We start from the raw sequence: 21,075 nt of genomic DNA, 5'->3' as shown, positions 1-21,075 counted from the left end.
TGAGTATAATTGCCCCCGCTTTATAGCCCCATTTTGTAACACGCCAATAAATAACTAATAAGGAAGTCATAAACTATGAGCCTGTTTATGAGCCTAGTCGGTATGGTTGTACTGATTGCAATCGCAGTACTACTATCTGACAACCGCAAAGCTATTAACTTTAGAACGGTGGGTGGCGCATTCGCTATCCAATTCGCACTTGGTGCATTCGTACTTTACATCCCTTGGGGTCGTGATTTGCTTGCAGGTTTCTCTGCTGGTGTAGCAAACGTAATCGACTACGGTAAAGACGGTACTGGTTTCCTATTCGGCAGCCTAGTTAACTTCTCTGTTGACGGTATCGGTTTCATCTTTGCTTTCCAAGTTCTACCAACATTGATCTTCTTCTCTGCACTTATCTCTGTACTTTACTACATTGGTGTAATGCAGCTTGTAATCAAAGTTCTTGGTGGTGGTCTTCAGAAAGCTCTAGGTACTTCTCGCGCCGAGTCAATGTCTGCAGCAGCAAACATCTTCGTTGGCCAAACAGAAGCTCCTCTAGTTGTTCGTCCATTTGTTCCTAAGATGACTAACTCTGAACTATTCGCAGTAATGTGTGGTGGTCTAGCATCTGTAGCTGGTGGTGTACTAGCGGGTTACGCATCTATGGGTGTTCCTCTAGAGTACCTAGTTGCAGCGTCATTCATGGCAGCACCTGGTGGTCTACTATTCGCTAAAATCATCAAGCCTGAAACAGATACGCCAGACGACAACATCGCTGACGATATCGACGGCGGCGACGACAAGCCAGCTAACGTTATCGACGCAGCAGCAGGCGGCGCATCAGTTGGTCTACAACTAGCTCTAAACGTTGGTGCAATGCTACTAGCATTCATCGGTCTAATTGCTCTAATCAACGGTATCCTAGGTGGCATCGGTGGTTGGTTCGGTATGGAAAACCTAACTCTAGAACTTCTTCTAGGTTGGATCTTCGCACCTCTAGCATTCATCATTGGTGTTCCATGGGAAGAAGCAACTATTGCTGGTTCTTTCATTGGTCAGAAGACAGTTGTTAACGAATTCGTTGCATACCTAAACTTCGTACCATACGTTGGTGAAAACGCTCAAGTTGTTGCAGCGACTGGTCAAGTGATGTCTGAGAAGACTCAAGCTATCATCGCATTCGCACTATGTGGTTTCGCAAACCTTTCTTCTATTGCGATTCTACTAGGTGGCCTAGGTGGTATTGCACCAAGCCGTCGCCAAGACATCGCACGTATGGGTGTTAAAGCGGTTATTGCTGGTACTCTATCTAACCTGATGGCAGCAACAATTGCTGGCTTCTTCCTATCTTTCTAATTAAGTAGATTAGATTATATAGACGCCACTTTAATATCGCCCCGTAGCAAGAGATTGCTGCGGGGCTTTTTTGTTTTTAGGCCTGTCGAACCTGAATATGAGTTTGATTCGATGGTGGGCCTAGAATGTTTTTTTGAGATACAAACCGTTTGCGTTCTAAGGAGCACTACAATTTATTAATGGATACCTATAATGTATAGGCTCAAGGGATAGGATGTCTCTTGTTGGCAAGAAAGTAACCGCTTGGATTCGTCCGCAGTTATTCTTCTGGGATTAAGCCAAACTTAGCGATACGCTATAGATGTTAGACACAACATGACTGATTTGTTGTGCCATAGACCAAACTGGTACTGTGCGGTGACAAGGATTGCAATTGATAGCGAAAGTTATCAAGTCTTCAGGGAACCAAGTCCGTTCATTTGTGACTACTGAGCATTACTAAAATATCCATCTATACTGGATGGAGGGCGAAGTAGTTAACTATTTGAATATATTGATCGGAGATAGAAATGAGCGATTTAAAAGCAGCAGCTCTACGTGCACTTAAACTTATGGACCTAACTACGCTAAATGACGACGACACAACTGAAAAAGTTGTAGCGCTTTGTCACGACGCGAAGACTGCAGTGGGCAACACAGCTGCAATCTGTATTTACCCTCGCTTTATCCCAGCAGCTAAGAAAGCGTTGCGTGAGCAAGGTACTCCAGAAGTACGTATTGCGACTGTAACTAACTTCCCTCATGGTAATGATGACATCGAAATCGCAGTTGCTGAAACAAAAGCAGCAGTAGCATACGGTGCAGACGAAGTAGACGTAGTATTCCCATACCGCGCTCTAATCGCTGGCAACGAAGAAGTAGGTTTCGAGCTAGTTAAACAGTGTAAAGAAGCATGTGGCGACATCACACTGAAAGTAATCATCGAAACTGGTGAGCTTAAAGAAGAAGCACTGATCAAGAAAGCATCTGAGATTTGTATCAAAGCAGGCGCTGACTTCATCAAAACTTCAACAGGTAAAGTGCCAGTAAACGCAACTCCAGAGTACGCGCGCATGATGCTAGAAGTTATCCGTGACATGGGCGTAGCTAAAACTGTAGGTTTCAAACCAGCAGGTGGCGTACGTACCGCTGAAGATGCAGCACAATACCTAGCAATGGCTGATGAGCTACTAGGCGCTGAGTGGGCAGACAACATGCACTACCGCTTTGGTGCTTCAAGCCTACTAACTAACCTTCTTAATACATTAGAAGTGACAGACGAAACTGCTGATCCAGCAGCATACTAATCCTTTAAAAGTCTGTTTGATGGAGTGACGTTAAGTCACTCCATATTACCTCTTTTCCCTACAAACCATACTCACTAGAGTTTGGGAGGCACTAATGTATCTACCTCAAGAAATTATTCGCAGAAAACGTGATGGTGAAGTCCTAACAGCTGAAGAAATTAACTTCTTCATTCAAGGCGTAGCTAAGAACACGGTTTCTGAAGGCCAAATTGCAGCATTCGCAATGGCTATCTTCTTCAACGAAATGACAATGCCAGAACGTATCGCACTAACGTGTGCAATGCGTGATTCAGGCATGGTGATCGACTGGAGCCACATGAACTTTGATGGCCCAATCGTTGATAAACACTCTACTGGTGGTGTTGGTGACGTAACTTCTCTGATGCTTGGCCCTATGGTGGCAGCATGTGGCGGTTTCGTTCCAATGATCTCTGGTCGTGGTCTTGGCCACACTGGCGGTACGCTAGACAAGCTTGAATCTATTCCTGGTTACAACATTACACCAACCAACGATGTGTTCGGTGAAGTAACTAAAGATGCGGGTGTTGCTATCATCGGTCAAACAGGTGACTTAGCGCCTGCTGATAAGCGTGTTTACGCGACTCGTGATATCACAGCAACTGTAGACAATATCTCGCTAATCACGGCTTCAATCCTATCTAAGAAACTGGCTGCTGGCCTAGATTCTCTAGTGATGGACGTAAAAGTAGGTTCAGGTGCATTTATGCCGACTTACGAAGCGTCTGAAGAGCTAGCGAAATCTATCGTTGCAGTAGCAAACGGTGCTGGCACTAAAACTACTGCAATCCTAACGGACATGAACCAAGTTCTTGCTTCTTCTGCGGGCAATGCAGTAGAAGTTCGCGAAGCGGTTCAATTCCTAACGGGTGAATACCGCAATCCACGTTTGCTAGAAATTACGATGGCATCGTGTGCTGAAATGCTAGTACTTGGCAACCTTGCAAAAGATTCAGAAGAAGCGCGCGAAAAACTGATGGCAGTACTAGATAACGGTAAAGCAGCAGAGTGCTTCGGTAAAATGGTAGCGGGTCTTGGTGGTCCAGCAGACTTCGTAGAAAACTACGATAACTACCTAGAAAAAGCAGAAATTATTAAACCAGTGTACGCGCTAGAAAGCGGTGTGGTATCAGCAATGGATACTCGTGCAATTGGTATGGCTGTAGTTGGTATGGGCGGTGGTCGTCGCGTAGCAACGGACAGCATTGATTACGCAGTCGGTTTCGATAGCTTCATTCGTCTTGGCGAAGTGGCAAGCGATGAGAAACCATTAGCAATGATTCATGCTCGCAACGAACAACAGTGGCAAGAAGCTGCAACGGCATTACAAAATGCAATCACTGTGGGCGGAGAATATACAGCAACACCAGACGTTTACCGTCAGATTCGTTCTGAAGACGTGTAAATAACCGCTATCGGTATACCTCGCGTATACCGATAATCAAAAGCGCTGGTGCAAAGAGCAATAAGTTGGTGAAGAAAATGAAAAGAGCATTTATTTTAGTTTTAGATTCATTCGGTATCGGTGAGACAGCGGATGCAGACAAATTCGGTGATGTAGGTTCAGACACTATGGGTCACATCGCAGACCATTGTGATAAAGGTCTTGCTGACAATGCCGATCGTCAAGGTCCTCTGACGCTACCAAACCTGTCTAAACTAGGTTTAGCGATGGCTCATAAAGAGTCTACAGGTCGTTTTGCTCCTGGTATGGATGCAGACGCAGAAATCATTGGTGCTTACGGTCACGCTGCTGAGCTGTCTTCAGGTAAAGACACGCCATCAGGTCACTGGGAAATTGCGGGTGTACCGGTACTGTTTGACTGGGGCTACTTCACCGACAAAGAGAACAGTTTCCCTAAAGAGCTAACTGATCGCATTCTTGAGCGTGCAGGTTTGTCTGGTTTCCTAGGTAACTGCCACTCATCTGGTACTGAGATCCTAGATAATCTAGGTGAAGAGCACATGAAGACTGGCCTACCAATCTTCTACACTTCTGCGGACTCTGTATTCCAGATTGCGTGTCACGAAGAGACATTTGGCCTACAGAACTTGCTAGATCTTTGTCAGATTGCTCGTGAAGAGCTTGAAGAGTACAACATCGGTCGTGTCATCGCGCGTCCGTTCATTGGCCCAGGTAAAGGTCAATTCGAACGTACTGGTAACCGTCGTGATCTTTCTGTTGAGCCACCAGCGGCAACTATCCTGCAGAAACTTGCTGATGAGAAGGGCGGTAACGTTCACTCAATCGGTAAGATCTCTGATATCTACGCAGGCTGTGGTATCACTCAGAAAACCAAAGCAACAGGTATCCCAGCGCTATTTGAAGCAACAAAAGAAGCGATCAATGAAGCGGGCGACAACACGATTGTGTTCACTAACTTCGTTGACTTCGACTCAGCTTACGGCCACCGCCGTGATGTTGCGGGTTACGCAGCGGCACTTGAGTACTTCGATGGTCGCATCAATGAAATCATCGATATGATGAAAGAAGATGATGTACTTATCCTAACTGCAGACCACGGTTGTGATCCAACATGGCCAGGTACAGACCATACTCGTGAGCACATCCCTGTGATTGTTTACGGTCAGAAGGTTCCAGCCGGTTCTCTAGGCCGTCGCGATACGTTCGCTGATATCGGTCAAAGCTTAGCGTCATACTTTGGTACATCGCCAATGGGACACGGCACAAGCTTCCTATAATAGTTAACTAAGAGAGAGGGGAAACCTCTCTCTTCTTTTTTTGTTTTGAGATTAAGGATATTTTCAATGGCTACTCCACATATTAATGCTGAAATGGGTGATTTCGCTGACGTAGTTCTAATGCCTGGTGACCCGCTGCGTGCTAAATACATCGCTGAAACCTTCTTAGAAGAAGTGGTTCAAGTGTGCGACGTTCGTAACATGTTTGGTTACACCGGTACTTACAAAGGTCGTAAGGTGTCGGTAATGGGACACGGCATGGGCATTCCATCTTGTTCTATTTACGCGACTGAGCTTATTAAAGACTTTGGTGTGAAAAAAATCATTCGTGTCGGCAGTTGTGGTGCAGTGAGCGAAGATATCAAAGTTCGTGATGTCGTGATCGGCATGGGTGCATGTACTGACTCTAAAGTGAACCGTATTCGCTTCAAGGGCCATGATTTTGCTGCAATTGCAGACTACAAGATGGTGCGCGCGGCAGAAGATGCAGCTAAAGCACGCGGTGTTGACGTGAAAGTCGGTAACTTGTTCTCAGCTGAACTTTTCTACACGCCAGACCCTGAAATGTTTGAGGTGATGGATAAATACGGCATTGTTGGTGTAGAGATGGAAGCGGCTGGTATTTACGGCGTTTGTGCTGAATACGGTGCGAAAGCACTAACGATTTGTACTGTCTCTGACCATATCAAAACCGGTGAGCAAACTACATCAGATGAGCGTCAAACGACCTTCAATGACATGATGGTAATTGCATTAGATTCTGTGCTTCTTGGTGACCAAGAGGCGTAAGGCTTTATCTAATTAGATAGATCGACAGATAAATAAAAGCCCCGGTGCTGCCTGAGCTTCGGGGCTTTTTATTGGATAACGTAAATGCGCTATTTATGAGTTTACGTTTTTCAGAAGTAAGTTCTCGCCTGATTTGGTCGGCCTTCTACGAATCAACATAATAAACAGCACACCACTGACGAAGCCCATTAATACCATACCGATCATGTAGCGATCACTTTTGCGGTAGTGGTGATCCGATATTGCTGTCATTTTACCTGTCTCAAAGGTAACGCGGATAAAACCAATGATGGTGTTTTCTTTCGAGTAAATTGGCTCTACTAGCTGCTGTCTGCCGATACTCGCGGTGGAAAGTGGCGTATCTAGGCCAAGCACCTCACGAACTGAAAGTGCCTTTTCGCTCGAAGCTAGGCGTATGCCTTCAGCATCATAGATGGTGGTATCGAATACTAGTCGATCTTGAGATAGCTGATTGGTCAGATCAAGCAGTCGTTCTTGGTCTTGTTGTGCGATCATTTTGCTGGCTGAAAGGGAAGCTTGAGAGATAAGCAGCTTGGTAAGTGTCTCGAGCTGTTTCGCTTGGATCTTCTCGTTACCCTTACTGATCACGACCGTATTTTTAATCGTAACGACGAACATAGTAGCCAACAAAATGAGGGCTAACATTCGCAAAGCGTTACGTATTGAGAACAATGATTCATTCATGTTTCACAGGGCCAGAAATAAACAAATGTTATGATTAAGACATATTGAGACTTGCGTTTTCAAATTGCAATAGGTTAACGTTTAGCATAGTTAATTAGGAATCATACACATGGACGCTCAGAAATACCTGCCGATGAAAAGGCATACCACATTATTAACTCGACTCCCCGAGACTCGTTTCGCTTCTCAACTCGCTAAAGCTAAAGCCAACTGGATTGTATTCGGCGAGTACCTATCTCCGCAATCTTTCGACGACATCGACTTTTTCACTGGCACTTACAACACCATTTTAGATACGTGGAAAGTTGGGCATTACGAAGTGGCATTGATGTCTGGCAACCTAACGCCAGCGCATGAAGAAATCCTACAAGCGTTGAAGCTTGATTATGCTTGCCTTAGTGAAGTTCCAGATTTATCTAAGCCAGGCTTGATCGTGATGGATATGGATTCCACAGCGATTCAAATCGAGTGTATCGATGAAATAGCCAAGCTCGCTGGAGTAGGTGAATTAGTCTCTGAAATTACAGAGCGTGCTATGCAAGGTGAGTTAGATTTCGAACAAAGCCTGCGCCAACGAGTTGGAGCACTGAAAGGTGCTGATGAGTCGATTCTAGAGCAAGTGCGCCAGTCACTGCCTTTCATGCCTGACTTAGTGGGGCTTGTGAATACGCTTAACAAACTGGGTTGGAAAACCGCTATCGCATCGGGTGGCTTTACTTACTTCTCTGATTACTTAAAAGACACGCTAGACCTAGATCATGCTCAGTCGAATACTTTAGAAATTGTTAAGGGTAAATTGACTGGCGAAGTGTTGGGTGATGTCGTTTCTGCGCAAACCAAAGCTGATATCTTAGTCGAACTGGCTGAAGAGTATGAGCTGGAGCTGCATAACACTGTGGCTGTCGGTGATGGCGCGAATGACTTGGTGATGATGGGCGCTGCTGGTTTAGGTATTGCCTTCCATGCTAAACCAAAAGTCGAGCAACAAGCTCAAACCGCTGTACGTTATACTGGCTTGGGCGGGGTATTGTGTATTCTGTCTGGCGCGTTGGCTAAGCAACAAAAAATCAGCTGGCAGGCGAAACCGTAACGGTTCGCAACAGCATGATTATTTAATCGTGTGATATTACAAAGACAAAAAAGCAGGCACAGGGCCTGCTTTTCTATTTTATGGTGCTTGGATATTACGGGGCATTGTGACTAGCGAGTCAGCTCCAATCGGATCAATACTTCGTCGGTAATGTCTTCTATCTCACCATAACCGATAAACGCGGTGATCTCGTTTTCTAGCTTCTTCGCTTGGTGCATGCTTATACGGGCAAGCTCTTCTAAATCCGATTGGAACAAGGTGGTCAATGGATTAAAGATTGGCGCGGTCGTAACACGAAGTACATACACATCACCTAAGTGCTGCGCTTTCTTAATGAATAAGATTCTTTCTTTTGCCGAGGCAAAGTCCTTCACCAGCTTAGTGTGTACCGATTGAATTTTGTCACCAAATTTCACCGCAGCGATATAAACGTCGTGGTGTTTAGGCTCTGCACCTTCAATTCTCTTTAGTGGTTCAGCCAGTAGCGAGTTGGTGTGGCCTTTAAAGATAGGCTCCAATGAGAACTTTTGATTGTGACCCAGTTTCGCCAGTAGAGTCAGGTGCTTATTCAGCGGGAAATTCACACCAATGATCTTACAGCGCAGTGTTGAGCTTGGTTTATCAATGAAGATAGGAGTACTCACCATCTTGCTCAACAAAATATTGTGCAGCGACTCAAGCAAGGAGTTCGTTGGTAGTATCTCTCTCTTCTTAATTAGCTTGCTTTGGTTTTGATCGATAAGCCCATTTAGGAACGCGATGGTACGCATTGTCTTAGCGTTCTCAGCAATCACCAATTGGACATTACGGCCATTCGGGCTCACACGAATCACGTGGTAAGGCACTGTGCTTAATGGCAGGTTCTTATCGTAAAGCTGTAGCTCATTAAAGTTTACGATCACTGGGTCATTGATCTTAAGTATCATCGGATGCTCAAGAGTAATGCTCAACCCACGTTTCGAGATATCTAAGGTGTGACCGTTTGCCGCTGCGCCGTCTTGTGAGGTGATCTGCAACGGAGACTTAAATTGATATCTAGGCTCTTTACGTCGAGTTTGTGAGTCGAAGTAGATGCTTTGTATGTTACCAACCACAGCACGAGAGTGACGGAAGCAGTTCAATTCACTGCTTGGAATTCGAGGCTTTTCACTCAATAGGTAATCCGCGGCACTTTCGTGAGCGCCAATCTCTTGCAAGATACCGCAATGCGTCAGTTGTGCTGAGCTTTGCGCTAGCGTGTCTGAATGCTTAGCTAAAGCTTGTCGCTCTGTTTCTGATAACTCAAAAACAGAGAACTTGAATGCCTTCCAGCTTTTACGCTTACCACCAATGTGCCAGAACAGTTGTCTTTGTTCACGAGTCGCTTCAGGTAACATCATCGAATAGAACAGCGTCTTATTTTGATGTTCGTGAGTAAACGAGTAGATAACATTACTGGTGCCTTTCACACCGGGTTTAGCCAGTAAGTTCATGCGCTGCTCGTTGAACAGAGTTCCGAGAGCTTGTTGGTTTCGCTCGTCATGCCAGTATTGCCATAGCGGATGGTTGTTATCCGTAAGCAAGGCGAGCTTGAGTTCACTACCACTGAAAAATAGGGGAAGGTTACAAGTATGCTTTAGATAGGTGTGCTCGATACCTCGTGTGCGAGTTCGAATGATTCTATCTTGGTTCTCATGACTGGTTTTCTTACTGGTGCTATTTAAAGACTCATCGAGCAAACGAGCCACAATATTGTTGTCGCTTACCTTGATGGTTCTTAGGAATTTAACCGCGTCGTTTTCATAAGAATCATCAATACCTAGAACGCGAAATTCAACTGCTTGGTTTACATCGGCTTCGAGTGATTTTTCCACCAATTCAGTGAACTTCACGCTAATGATCTCGCCTAGGTTATAACGAAAGGCGCTCGGTACTTTGAATTTTGCACCTGAAGGTGAGATATCAATCGTAACACCGTGCAGGCTTTGCCCTTTAGAGGTGGTGATTTCAACCTGTGAGCTTATCTTGAGTCGGTTCTCTTGGCGCTTTAAGTCATAACCAAGGTTTATAGCTTCGGCTTCATAGGGGCTGTTGGCACTGGTGATGCCTTGATTACTTTGAGACGCACTCTTAACCACACTACGCAGAGGCTGAATTCGTGGCGCCATAACTAGCTCCCAAGCACCTTCGGTGTAGCCTTTGAATTTTTTTGTACCACGTTGATAGGCATTTAAAGCGATGTCGTCGAGCCAGTGTTTTCGGCCATCGAGTGTGAATTGACGACACTCATTATCGATACGTCCGCGTAAATCAATGCTCTTTGTACACGGAGCCATGATACGATTCAGTTCCATTTTAACGAGTAGTTTCAGAGACGGCGATTCACCTTCTGTCATTTGAGAAAGAAGGAATTCGAAATCTTCGGCGTGATAAGCCGGGATAAGACGCTCTGCTACAGATAGAATTTCAGATTGCTGCATACTTTTCTTGTTAGAATGGACGGTACATTTATGTTATCGACTAGTTTAAATCGATCTTTAAATATAAGTGGTATGACTGCAACGTTTATTTGCACCCGTACGGTCAAATAAGTCACAAATTGACAACATCATTGTGTAACTGGGTAAATTATTGAGGTTTTATGGCTAAGGCAAAGCGAGCTTATGTGTGTAATGACTGTGGTGCTGACTTTCCACGTTGGCAAGGACAGTGCAATGCGTGTGGTGCTTGGAACACAATTACCGAAGTTAGGTTAGCCGCTTCTCCTCAGGTAGCACGCAATGAAAGATTAACCGGCTATGCAGGTAGCGCGACCGAGTCTAGCGTTCAAACCCTGTCGGAAATTGATCTACAGGAAGTACCTCGTTTTAGTAGTGGCTTTAAAGAGCTCGACCGCGTACTTGGTGGCGGTGTAGTACCGGGTGCTGCGATTCTGATTGGTGGTAACCCAGGTGCGGGTAAATCGACACTACTGCTACAAACCATGTGTCTACTTTCTTCTCAACTTCCTACTTTATATGTAACCGGTGAGGAATCGTTACAGCAGGTCGCGATGCGTGCTTCACGTCTTGGTTTGCCAAAAGAGCACTTAAAGATGCTCTCTGAAACCAATGTAGACAAGATCTGTCAGGTAGCAGAAAAAGAACAGCCTAAGATCATGGTCATTGACTCCATCCAAGTTATGCATGTTGCTGATGTTCAATCTTCGCCAGGTAGCGTGGCTCAGGTTCGTGAATCAGCGACGGCACTGACTCGTTTTGCTAAGCAGAATAATGTAGCAATCTTCCTAGTTGGACACGTAACTAAAGATGGTACGCTGGCGGGTCCTAAAGTACTTGAGCACATTATTGACTGTTCAGTTTTGTTAGACGGCGGAACAGACAGCCGTTTTAGAACATTACGCAGCCATAAAAACCGTTTTGGTGCAGTGAATGAGCTGGGTGTGTTTGCGATGACTGGCCAAGGGCTAAAAGAAGTCAGCAACCCATCGGCTATATTCTTGTCTCGTGGCGAAGAAGAAACGTCAGGCAGTTCAGTAATGGTGGTATGGGAAGGTACCCGCCCACTGCTTGTTGAGATTCAAGCGCTGGTGGATTACTCCCAGTTGGCGAACCCTCGCCGTGTCGCCGTAGGCTTAGAGCAAAACCGTCTTTCTTTATTACTCGCGGTGCTGCATAAACACGGCGGCTTACAAATGGCTGACCAAGATGTGTTTGTGAATGTCGTCGGTGGTGTTAAAGTAACCGAAACTAGTGCTGACCTTGCATTAGTTATGGCATTACTTTCTAGTTTCAGAGACCGCGCATTACCTAAAGATGTCGTAGTTTTTGGTGAAGTAGGCCTAGCGGGAGAGATTCGTCCTGTACCAAGCGGGCAAGAACGTTTGAATGAAGCATTTAAACACGGCTTTAAGAAAGCGATTGTTCCTGCAGCTAATATGCCGAAAGGTGGTATCCCAGGAATGCAAATCCACGGAGTGAAAAAACTATCAGAGGCAATTAATGCTTTTGATGAGTTGTAATTGAACTCACTTCAGCTAATCTATACAGCAGCAATTCAGTCTAACTTGAACGCCGATTGGGCTTGAGGTTAGCACTATAATTAACAATCATTTAGATTGTTTCTACAGCGTGCCTTTTTCTAAATGTTAGGAAAAGGCAAAGTTTTTTAGTCCCAAATGCATGCAAAGCTATCAGTCTTCACAGATTGTGATATACTCTGCGCGCATTTTATATCCTATTAACAGAGTAAGACAATGGCAGATTTATCGAAATACAGAAACATTGGTATTTTCGCGCACGTTGATGCGGGTAAAACAACTACCACTGAGCGTATCCTTAAGCTAACTGGTCAAATCCACAAGACTGGTGAAGTACATGACGGCGAATCAACGACTGACTTCATGGAACAGGAAGCTGAGCGCGGTATTACTATCCAATCAGCAGCTGTAAGCTGTTTCTGGAATGATCACCGTCTAAACGTTATCGATACTCCTGGACACGTTGACTTCACAGTTGAAGTATACCGTTCTCTTAAAGTACTTGATGGCGGTATCGGTGTATTCTGTGGTTCTGGTGGTGTTGAACCTCAATCAGAAACTAACTGGCGCTACGCTAACGAATCAGAAGTATCTCGTCTGATCTTCGTTAACAAACTAGACCGGATGGGTGCTGACTTCTACCGCGTTGTTGACCAAGTTAAGAACGTTCTAGGCGCTACTCCGCTAGTAATGGTTCTACCAATCGGCCGCGAAGATGAATTCGTTGGTGTTGTAGACCTACTAAGCCGTAAAGCATACGTTTGGGATGACACTGGTCTTCCTGAAAACTACGAAATCAAAGATGTTCCTGCGGACATGGTTGATGACGTTGAGCAATACCGTGAAGAGCTAATCGAAACTGCTGTAGAGCAAGACGATGACCTAATGGAAGCTTACATGGAAGGTGAAGAGCCTTCTATCGAAGACATCAAGCGTTGTATCCGTAAAGGTACTCGTGATATCGCATTCTTCCCAACGTTCTGTGGTTCTGCATTCAAGAACAAAGGTATGCAACTTATCCTTGACGCTGTAGTAGATTACCTACCAGCTCCAACGGAAGTTGATCCTCAGCCTCTAACAGACAAAGAAACTGGTGAGCCAACTGGTGAAGTTGCTACAGTATCTGCTGATGAGCCACTACGTGCTCTTGCGTTTAAGATCATGGACGACCGTTTCGGTGCACTAACGTTCATCCGTATCTACTCTGGTCGCATGAAGAAGGGTGACACAATCCTTAACGCTGCAACTGGTAAAACTGAGCGTATCGGCCGTATGGTTGAGATGCAAGCTGATGAGCGTAACGAGCTTACTGAAGCGCAAGCTGGTGACATCATCGCTGTTGTTGGTATGAAGAACGTTCAAACTGGTCACACTCTATGTGATCAGAAGCACGAATGTACTCTAGAGCCAATGATCTTCCCAACTCCAGTAATCTCTATCGCTGTATCTCCAAAAGATAAAGGCGGTTCTGAGAAAATGGGTATCGCGATCGGTAAAATGGTTGCAGAAGATCCATCTTTCCAAGTTGAGACTGACGAAGAAACTGGCGAAACTATCCTGAAAGGTATGGGTGAACTTCACCTAGACATCAAGGTAGATATCCTTAAGCGTACATACGGCGTTGACCTTGTAGTAGGTGCTCCTCAAGTAGCTTACCGTGAAACAATCACGAAAGCTGTTGAAGATAGCTACACTCACAAGAAACAATCTGGTGGTTCTGGTCAATTCGGTAAGATCGATTACCGTATCAAACCAGGCGAAGCTGGCTCTGGCTTCACTTTCTCTTCAACTGTTGTTGGTGGTAACGTTCCTAAGGAATTCTGGCCTGCAGTTGAGAAAGGTTTCGCATCTATGATGGAAAACGGTGTTCTTGCTGGCTTCCCAACTCTAGATGTTGAAGTAGAACTATTCGACGGTGGCTTCCACGCAGTTGACTCATCTGCAATCGCATTTGAAATCGCAGCGAAAGGCGCATTCCGTCAATCTATGCCTAAAGCGGGTGCACAACTTCTTGAGCCAATCATGAACGTTGACGTATTCACTCCAGAAGATCACGTTGGTGATGTAATCGGTGACCTTAACCGTCGTCGTGGCATGATCAAAGATCAACAAGCTGGCGCTACTGGCGTACGTATCAAAGCTGACGTACCACTATCAGAAATGTTTGGTTACATCGGTCACCTACGTACTATTACTTCAGGCCGTGGTCAATTCTCTATGGAATTCCTACAGTACTCTCCATGTCCAACAAACGTGGCAGACGAAGTAATCGCTAAAGTTAAAGCAGACAAAGAAGCTGGTAAGTAATTAGCTCTTTTCTAAATTAACTAGAAAGCCCCGCAAGTGAAAGCTTGCGGGGCTTTTGTTTTATGGGAATCATAATACGAGATACGAGATACGAGATACGAGATACGAGATACGAGATACGAGATACGAGATACGAGATACGAGATATGATGTGGCCCCTAAAAAGTAGACACAGGGGTTTAGTTGATTAGTTCAAAATCCATGGGGCTCACTTTACCGAGAGTCCCATGTCTTCTTACTGGATTATAATAGGTATCAATGTAGATTCGACTCTGCATCGTCATTTCTTGACGCGAGATCTCTCCTAAGTTGTTCATCCATTCTTTCTTGTATTGCGCGAAGAAGCTTTCAGAACAAGCATTGTCCCAACAGTTTCCTTTCCTCGACATACTGATTTTAATCTTGCGTTTACGATGCCAGCGGATCGTTTCCAACGCTCGATATTGAATGCCTTGATCGGAGTGAAACAAGAGTCCATGACCTAAGGGCTGCCTTTGTTCCCAAGCCTTATTCAGACTTTTTAGTACCAACTTTGCGTTGTTTATTCGACTTGTCGACCAGCCAATCACTTTACGTGAAAACAAATCCAAAACGACGCACAGGTATTGCCAGCCATCCGTACAGCGCACTTGAGTTATATCTGATACCCAAACTCTATTCGGTTTATCTACCCTAAATTGGCGGGCAAGAATATTATAAGCAGGTATGAGTGTATTTTGCCTAAGCGTTCGTCCATATCGCTTCTTGCTAGCGCAAGAGCGATAATAGCCTCTGTACTCGCTTTTTATTACAAATAAAACCGTTGGCGACCGCTGCTTCCCAAAGTTTTCGGTAACCTGGAATACCATGCTGAGCTTGGCTCTCTCTCCTTAAGTAACTACTTAAGCACTCATTTTCTTCCTCTCGCTTCGAGGGTTTCCTCGTAAGCCACTTGTAATAACCAGCAGTCGATACGTCTAACCACCGACATAAGCAAATAACGGGGAGCTTCACACTGGCCTTCTTAAGGATATATTCGAATCTTATTCTTTTTGGCTGTCGAAGAAAGCTTTCGCTTCCTTTAAGAAATCAATCTCCAGCTCCGCCATCTCAAGTTTCTTTTTCAGTTGGCGGATCTCCTTCTCCAATTGTGCAACGGATTTTTCGGGGCCTTGGTTAGGTATTGGGAGGGAATTTGTCTTCTTGGACGTCATTTGGCATCTCCATTTAGAAAGTAGCACCGGCGATATCCCTAAGGATAGTGCTACTGACTTAACGGTATCAGAAGAGTCGAGGGATCGCTGAACAGCTTCTCGTTTAAATTCGTCTGTATATTGTCTTTGTGATTTTACTTTCATGACACTTAATACTCTGTATTAAGTGTCTACTTTTATGGGGTCACACCAGATACGAGATGCGAGATAGCCCCGTATTATTGCCAACACGGGACTGATTGAGCAGACAGGGATTAACGTTTCAAATCAATGTAGATTTGCTCTACCTTAGTACGAGCCCATTCTGTTTTACGCAGAAACTTTAAGCTCGATTTGATGCTTGGGTCTTTTTTGAAGCAGTTGATATTTACCATGTAGCTCAACTCTTCCCAACCGTAATGTTCTACCAATTCTGTTAGCAGCTTTTGCAGTGTAATGCCGTGCAGTGGGTTATTTGCTTGTGTCATGAGATTCACTCGTCATTTATTTGCTCTCAGTATATCAGTTTCATCTCATCAATTATCAGACCATTTAAGCTTGCTTCCATATCGATCAACGAAAGCCGTTCAATCCCCGTAACGCTCATCAAAGCCGCCTACTTTTAGCCTCGAAGTGCGATCTTTATCGTCAAAAAAGGAGCCATTGTGGCTCCTTTTCGTTCTTTTACTCTTCCCAGACTACGAGTTTGTCTTTTGGCCAATTGTGGCCCACTTCGTGGTACTTCTGCTCTAACACATGGCGTTTGATCTTGAGCGTCGGTGTTAACACGCCATTCTCAATACTCCATGGTTCTTTGATCATAAGTACGCCCTTGATCTTCTCATGAGACGCGAGCTTCTCATTCATTTTTTTGATCACTCGCTTAGTCGTTCTCTCGTAGCGAGCGCGATCGAAGTTAGGGAAATCATGTGGGACAACAAGCAGAATAGGACCAGGCAAGCCAAGGCCAATCAGACACATCATCTCTACGCGGCTGTATTCAAAGAGTTTATTCTCGATTGGCACTGGCGCGACAAACTTACCTTTCGCTGTTTTGAAGGTATCTTTCTTACGCCCACGAATGGTGAGGTAGCCTTCGCTATCAATATCACCAATATCACCGGTGTGTAGCCAGCCTTCAGAATTAAACGACTCTTGCGTCGCAATGTCATTTTTGTAGTAGCCAGAGAACAGGCCTTTACCACGAACTAAAATCTCTTCGTCTTCGGCAATCTTAAGTTCAATGCCTGGGCCTGCGTTACCAACCGTACCAATTTTATCCGCTCTAAATGGATAGTTTAATGTGCTGTAAGCGAAAGACTCTGTCATCCCCCACGCTTCGGTAATGTGTAAACCAACGCTTTCGTACCATGCAAGTAGCGCTGGTGATACTGGTGCGGAACCACAGCCCAGAACGCGAGCTTGATCCAGCCCTAAACCATCAGCAAGTTTCTTCTTGATGATGTTATTAATGAATGGGATTTTCAGCAGAATATTCAGTTTTTTCTGTGGAAGTTTATCTTGGATGCGCTGTTGGAACAGGGTCCATAAACGAGGGACAGAAATAAACAGAGTAGGACGCTGCATCTTCACATCATCAATGAAGGTGTCTAGAGATTCTGGGAATGCGGTAACAACACCACCCATTACTGATGAACCAAAGATGTAGACACGCTCTGTGATATGGGCAAGTGGTAAGTAAGAAAACAGACGGTCATCTTTTTGGATACCGATATGATCGATCAGCCTTTGAACTGACCACGTAAAGGCACCGTACGTAAGCATTGCGCCCTTTGGTAAGCCAGAAGTACCCGATGTGTAAACAAGAGACATAAGCTTGTCATCGTGATGCTGAGGGCGTTTAGTGGTTGGTTCATGTGTATTGATGAGTTGCCCAAATGTGTGTTTACACTTTGGCGCTGTATCATAGGGTAGCGAGATGCTAGCTAAGCTTGGGTTGTCATCAAGTACTTGTTGTGTCGCCTTCGGATCATCAAGCTTACCTGCAATGACGATCTTACTTTCACTGTGTTCAATACAGTATTGGATGGTATCCGCACCTGCGGTAGGAAAGATTGGGACGCTGACAAAATCTCCTAACATCATGGCAAGGTCACAGATAAACCATTCTGCACAGTTTTTAGAAATAAGCGCGACTCGGTCGCCGGGTTCTGCACCAAGTGCTTCCAGCGCTGACGCCAGTTTTAGTGCTTTATCAGCCACTTCTTTGTATGTGAACTCGACAAACTGGCGGTTAATAATTTGCTTTAAATAGACCTCATTTGGGCGTTCTTCTGCCCATTTAAGAATCATATCATTGGGTGTAGGGAGAGCTGTTGCTTGTTCTTGGCTAAACTCGTTAGGCTGAATCATTGTCTAACTCCATGTTTTTCGCTAAGTTATTTTTGTTAAAATCATGTTAAATGTACCATGATTTTTTCTTTTAGGGAGTAAAATTAGCGTTTTCTGTTATCCGTGCAGGCTCGTCTGTAACTTGCAGGCGTTACGCCAGTTCTTTTCTTGAAGATTCTTGAGAAATATGACACATCCTTGTATCCACATTGGTAAGCGATGACGGCTATTTTTGATTCGGTATCTGCTTCGATGAGTTTCTTGGCTAACAAGATTCGTTTATCACACACGAAATCCCGAAAGCTCACTCCAAAGTGTAGATGAAACTTCTTAGAAAAGTAGGTGGTTGAACAGTGACATTTCTCTGCAATCTCGGTTTCTCTTATCTCTTTGTTGATGTTATCCATGACAAAACTGACGACCTCAGAGGCAAAGAGCTTAGCTGGCAACTGATTGTTATTATTTGCATCCCTATCAATATCAAAGTGTGGTTCGAAAATATGCTCTGTTTTTGTTTTTAATTCTTCGAAAGAGCCGGTCAGGTGGTTACTGCTTGTTTCGATAATGAAAAATACATTCTTATGATTTCGAACGATATTAGGTATAGGAACCGAGCAAATTATAATTATTCTATTATTGAGGTTTTCACAAATAGATAGTGCCATGGTAAGTAATTGAAGTTTACCTGTTCTATTTAGAATAAAGAACACCAACCTTACATCTAAGTTACTGATAATAGATATATCTTGTTTAAAATTTTCTACAGGAAAGTAGCGACTAATTTTTTAATAATAATTGAATTAAATTCGCTATCTATATCTGATAGTAATGGTGTTATTAATTCCATTTTTATTAAACCTGTATCATATATAGGTCAGCAGATGCGATAAATTTAGAAATAAGGTATTTATTACAGAGATTAGAAGTACAACAAAAAAGTGCAAGTAAATGGCAAAAAAATCCTAACCAAATGTGTGACTCACCTCTAGATTTAGTTTACAGGTAAACAAAGCCTGTTATGCAAATCAAGGAGAGGTTGTCATGGGTAAGTTTTTGAATAATTGCAAAGAATTCATGAAAGATGAAGAAGGTTTGACTGTAATCGAATATGTAATCGGTGCAGCATTATTGGTTTTAGGCTTAACAACGGTATTTTCTGGCCTTGGTAATACTCTGGCAAATAAATTAAACGCTATTGTTGCCAATGTAGGTTAGTGGTTGAAGCTATGAACAATAATAAACTGAGACGGCAATCGGGGTTAACTACGGTCGAATATGTGATTGGTGCTGCCTCGCTTGTCCTTGCTGTTGGGTTAGTTTTCTCTGGGATGGCAGCAGCCTTACTTAGTAAGTTCCAGAGTATTATTTCGAGTGTATAAATAGAAAATATGATTAATGAGCCTTCTGCTTTTTGGGCGTTACTAATTGCAGTTTCGGTATACGATGTTGAAAAGCATCGTATACCTAATAAAATATTAATTCTTTTCTTTTTTGTTTATTTATTATCAATGTTTGATAGTAATTATACTTTGGGCTTATTTTTAACGTCACTAGCTGGTTTTGTAATATTTTTTGGGTTTGGCTTGCTTTTGTATTTTATGAGAGCAATGTCTGCAGGTGATGTAAAGTTATTGGGCGTTGTGGGAATGTATCTTGGGTGGGGACAAATACTTGATGCATCGTACTTTATCTTGCTTGCTTCTGGGATGATCGGGACCTTCTATTTACTGTATAACTACGCTAATTCGAGTAGTATCAGTATCAAAGGTTACTTCCAAAATAAACTTATTTTGTTAAGTGGTGTACCACCAACAAAAGATAAGGGAACTAGTTTTCATAGTCGATATTTTAATAAAGTGACAATGCCTTTTGCCCCCTCTGTTGTCATAGGATTAGCGATGTATAGCTATTTTAATTAAAGCTGTTGTTGGTAAGCTTTGTGGAGAGGAATAATATAATGGATATTATAGGGCATACGGCTTCAACAACGTTAACACCGCAAATATCAGCTCCTGTTGTCCCAACATCACTTGATATGTTGGGAATCCCTGAAGTCGTGATTGAAAATCTCGTACTTAAGCATTTATCTGCGTACCCTAAATCAGATGTCTTAGAACTTTCCAACTACATATGTGTTGTGACTCATATTGTGGAAAGCGCTTTGGCTGTATTGAGAAAAAAATCTCTAATTGAGGTTTTTCAACCTACCTCAGACCTTTCCCTCTCATCTGCATCACATAGTCATGTTCGTTACTCTCTCTCAGAGAAAGGACTAGAAGAAGCCGACTTGGCTTTCAAGCGTGATGCTTATTTAGGTCCAGCCCCAGTTTCTCTTGAGCAATATAGTGAGGTGGTCAAGCTGCAAGACCTTAGGGCTGAGCTCGTGACTCGTCCACATGTCGAGGCGGCGCTAAGTGATGTCTATGGCATCGATAAAATGATTTCCGTCCTAGGTCCTGCAATAAACTCAGGGCGAGCCCTTTTGTTATATGGGCATGCTGGTACTGGTAAAACTTTTGTGGCTAGCCGTATTGTCAACGCTTTGCATACTTCGGTGTTTATTCCTTATGCCGTCTATGCGCTTGGCAATATCATCAAGGTTTTTTCTGCACAACACCATAAACCTTTGGATAGAAACGGCAGTACCAAAGCTATCTCGCTAAAAGATCAATACGACAAGCGCTGGCTTAACTGTGAGAGACCGAATATCCAGGTCGGTGGTGAACTCACCATGGACATGCTTGAGGTGAATCACTCAGAAAACAGTCGAGTCTGGTTAGCCCCGGTACAGATGATGGCAAACAATGGAATTTTTGTTATAGACGATCTTGGCCGTCAACCTATGCCCGTAGATACATTACTGAATCGGTGGATAGTGCCGATGGAGTACGCTTTTGATTATCTATCGCTGCCTAACGGTCAGCAAATTACGATGCCGTTTGTGTTAACTCTTGCCTTCTCTACCAACTTAAACCCCAAAACAATAAGTGACCCCGCATTTTTGCGCCGTTTAGGTTACAAAATTGAATTTAAACCTCTTATGCAGCGTGACTACGAAGCGTTATGGATGAACGTTGCCGCAGAGAAAGAGGTAGAGCTTCAAGACGGTTTCTTTGAACGTTTATCCCAAATGCACACTTTATACAAAGTGCCACTTTTCCCCTGCTTGCCGAAAGATCTCGTAGGTATAAGTAAAGATATTCTTTCATTTGAGCAACTCCCGCCTGTTATCACATTCGATATTCTTTCCATGGCTTGGGAAGTTTATTTTACCTCTGATGGATATGAGGAATAACA

The 21,075-nt window shown here is 43.9% G+C and carries 15 protein-coding genes and 2 pseudogenes; 11 read left to right on the top strand and 6 right to left on the bottom strand.

The window, feature by feature from the left end:
- Window positions 1–75: 75 nt before the first annotated feature.
- From L1D55_RS03960 to deoD, 5 genes are all read left to right on the top strand, one after another.
- Window positions 76–1,338, top strand: a complete 1,263-nt coding sequence (locus L1D55_RS03960) for a NupC/NupG family nucleoside CNT transporter (protein ID WP_128159526.1) — start codon at window positions 76–78, stop codon at window positions 1,336–1,338.
- Window positions 1,339–1,847: 509 nt separating this feature from the next.
- Window positions 1,848–2,624, top strand: a complete 777-nt coding sequence (gene deoC / locus L1D55_RS03955; RefSeq protein ID WP_008218778.1) for a deoxyribose-phosphate aldolase — start codon at window positions 1,848–1,850, stop codon at window positions 2,622–2,624.
- Between the two features lie 94 nt (window positions 2,625–2,718).
- The gene (gene deoA / locus L1D55_RS03950) at window positions 2,719–4,047 is read left to right on the top strand and encodes a thymidine phosphorylase (protein ID WP_128159528.1); all 1,329 of its coding nucleotides are present in this window, start codon (window positions 2,719–2,721) and stop codon (window positions 4,045–4,047) included.
- Between the two features lie 77 nt (window positions 4,048–4,124).
- Window positions 4,125–5,345 carry a phosphopentomutase gene (locus tag L1D55_RS03945; RefSeq protein WP_239916578.1) on the top strand — a complete coding sequence of 407 codons (1,221 nt, stop codon included), beginning with the start codon at window positions 4,125–4,127 and terminating at the stop codon, window positions 5,343–5,345.
- Window positions 5,346–5,411: 66 nt separating this feature from the next.
- A complete protein-coding gene (gene deoD / locus L1D55_RS03940; protein ID WP_239916577.1) occupies window positions 5,412–6,134 on the top strand; it encodes a purine-nucleoside phosphorylase in 723 nt (240 codons plus the stop codon).
- A 93-nt stretch (window positions 6,135–6,227) separates the two neighbouring features.
- Here deoD and L1D55_RS03935 read toward each other — a convergent pair whose 3' ends face one another.
- Entirely contained in the window at window positions 6,228–6,839 is a 612-nt protein-coding gene (locus L1D55_RS03935) for a YtjB family periplasmic protein (RefSeq protein WP_080566560.1), read from the bottom strand.
- 109 nt (window positions 6,840–6,948) lie between these two features.
- Here L1D55_RS03935 and serB point away from each other — a divergent pair, with 109 nt between their 5' ends.
- Window positions 6,949–7,929 carry a phosphoserine phosphatase gene (gene serB, locus L1D55_RS03930; RefSeq protein ID WP_239916576.1) on the top strand — a complete coding sequence of 327 codons (981 nt, stop codon included), beginning with the start codon at window positions 6,949–6,951 and terminating at the stop codon, window positions 7,927–7,929.
- Between the two features lie 110 nt (window positions 7,930–8,039).
- On the opposite strand, the gene L1D55_RS03925 is transcribed toward serB, so the two are convergent.
- Complete coding sequence (locus tag L1D55_RS03925) at window positions 8,040–10,388, bottom strand: PilZ domain-containing protein (RefSeq protein WP_239916575.1); 2,349 nt, start codon at window positions 10,386–10,388, stop codon at window positions 8,040–8,042.
- A 161-nt stretch (window positions 10,389–10,549) separates the two neighbouring features.
- Between L1D55_RS03925 and radA the strand changes: the two genes are divergently transcribed.
- Together radA and fusA are read left to right on the top strand one after the other, a co-directional pair.
- Entirely contained in the window at window positions 10,550–11,929 is a 1,380-nt protein-coding gene (gene radA / locus L1D55_RS03920; RefSeq protein ID WP_063524497.1) for a DNA repair protein RadA, read from the top strand.
- A 234-nt stretch (window positions 11,930–12,163) separates the two neighbouring features.
- Window positions 12,164–14,254: an elongation factor G gene (gene fusA / locus L1D55_RS03915; protein ID WP_239916574.1), complete on the top strand. Its 2,091-nt coding sequence runs from the start codon at window positions 12,164–12,166 to the stop codon at window positions 14,252–14,254.
- Between the two features lie 179 nt (window positions 14,255–14,433).
- Here the strand turns inward: fusA and L1D55_RS03910 are convergent.
- The 4 genes and pseudogenes from L1D55_RS03910 to L1D55_RS03895 form a co-directional block, all read right to left on the bottom strand.
- Window positions 14,434–15,591, bottom strand: a pseudogene (locus tag L1D55_RS03910) (IS3 family transposase).
- Window positions 15,592–15,701: 110 nt separating this feature from the next.
- Window positions 15,702–15,914 carry a VF530 family protein gene (locus tag L1D55_RS03905; RefSeq protein ID WP_004740608.1) on the bottom strand — a complete coding sequence of 71 codons (213 nt, stop codon included), beginning with the start codon at window positions 15,912–15,914 and terminating at the stop codon, window positions 15,702–15,704.
- A 196-nt stretch (window positions 15,915–16,110) separates the two neighbouring features.
- Window positions 16,111–17,799, bottom strand: coding sequence for an AMP-binding protein (locus tag L1D55_RS03900; RefSeq protein WP_239916573.1), 1,689 nt, complete (start codon window positions 17,797–17,799; stop codon window positions 16,111–16,113).
- A gap of 83 nt (window positions 17,800–17,882) precedes the next feature.
- Window positions 17,883–18,625 (bottom strand): annotated as a pseudogene (locus L1D55_RS03895) (AraC family transcriptional regulator).
- 194 nt (window positions 18,626–18,819) lie between these two features.
- Between L1D55_RS03895 and L1D55_RS03890 the strand changes: the two are divergent.
- The 3 genes from L1D55_RS03890 (at window position 18,820) to L1D55_RS03880 (ending at window position 21,073) form a co-directional block, all read left to right on the top strand.
- Window positions 18,820–18,993, top strand: coding sequence for a hypothetical protein (locus tag L1D55_RS03890; protein ID WP_061032533.1), 174 nt, complete (start codon window positions 18,820–18,822; stop codon window positions 18,991–18,993).
- A 173-nt stretch (window positions 18,994–19,166) separates the two neighbouring features.
- On the top strand, window positions 19,167–19,697 hold the full coding sequence (locus L1D55_RS03885; protein ID WP_239916572.1) for an A24 family peptidase: 531 nt from the start codon (window positions 19,167–19,169) through the stop codon (window positions 19,695–19,697).
- A gap of 38 nt (window positions 19,698–19,735) precedes the next feature.
- Window positions 19,736–21,073, top strand: coding sequence for an AAA family ATPase (locus L1D55_RS03880; RefSeq protein ID WP_239916571.1), 1,338 nt, complete (start codon window positions 19,736–19,738; stop codon window positions 21,071–21,073).
- Window positions 21,074–21,075 lie beyond the last annotated feature (2 nt).

The organism is Vibrio sp. Isolate22, from assembly GCF_022398115.1.
Taxonomy (GTDB): domain Bacteria; phylum Pseudomonadota; class Gammaproteobacteria; order Enterobacterales; family Vibrionaceae; genus Vibrio.
The sequence above is the reverse complement of the archived record's forward strand: the minus strand, read 5'-3'. Positions and strand labels throughout refer to the sequence as shown.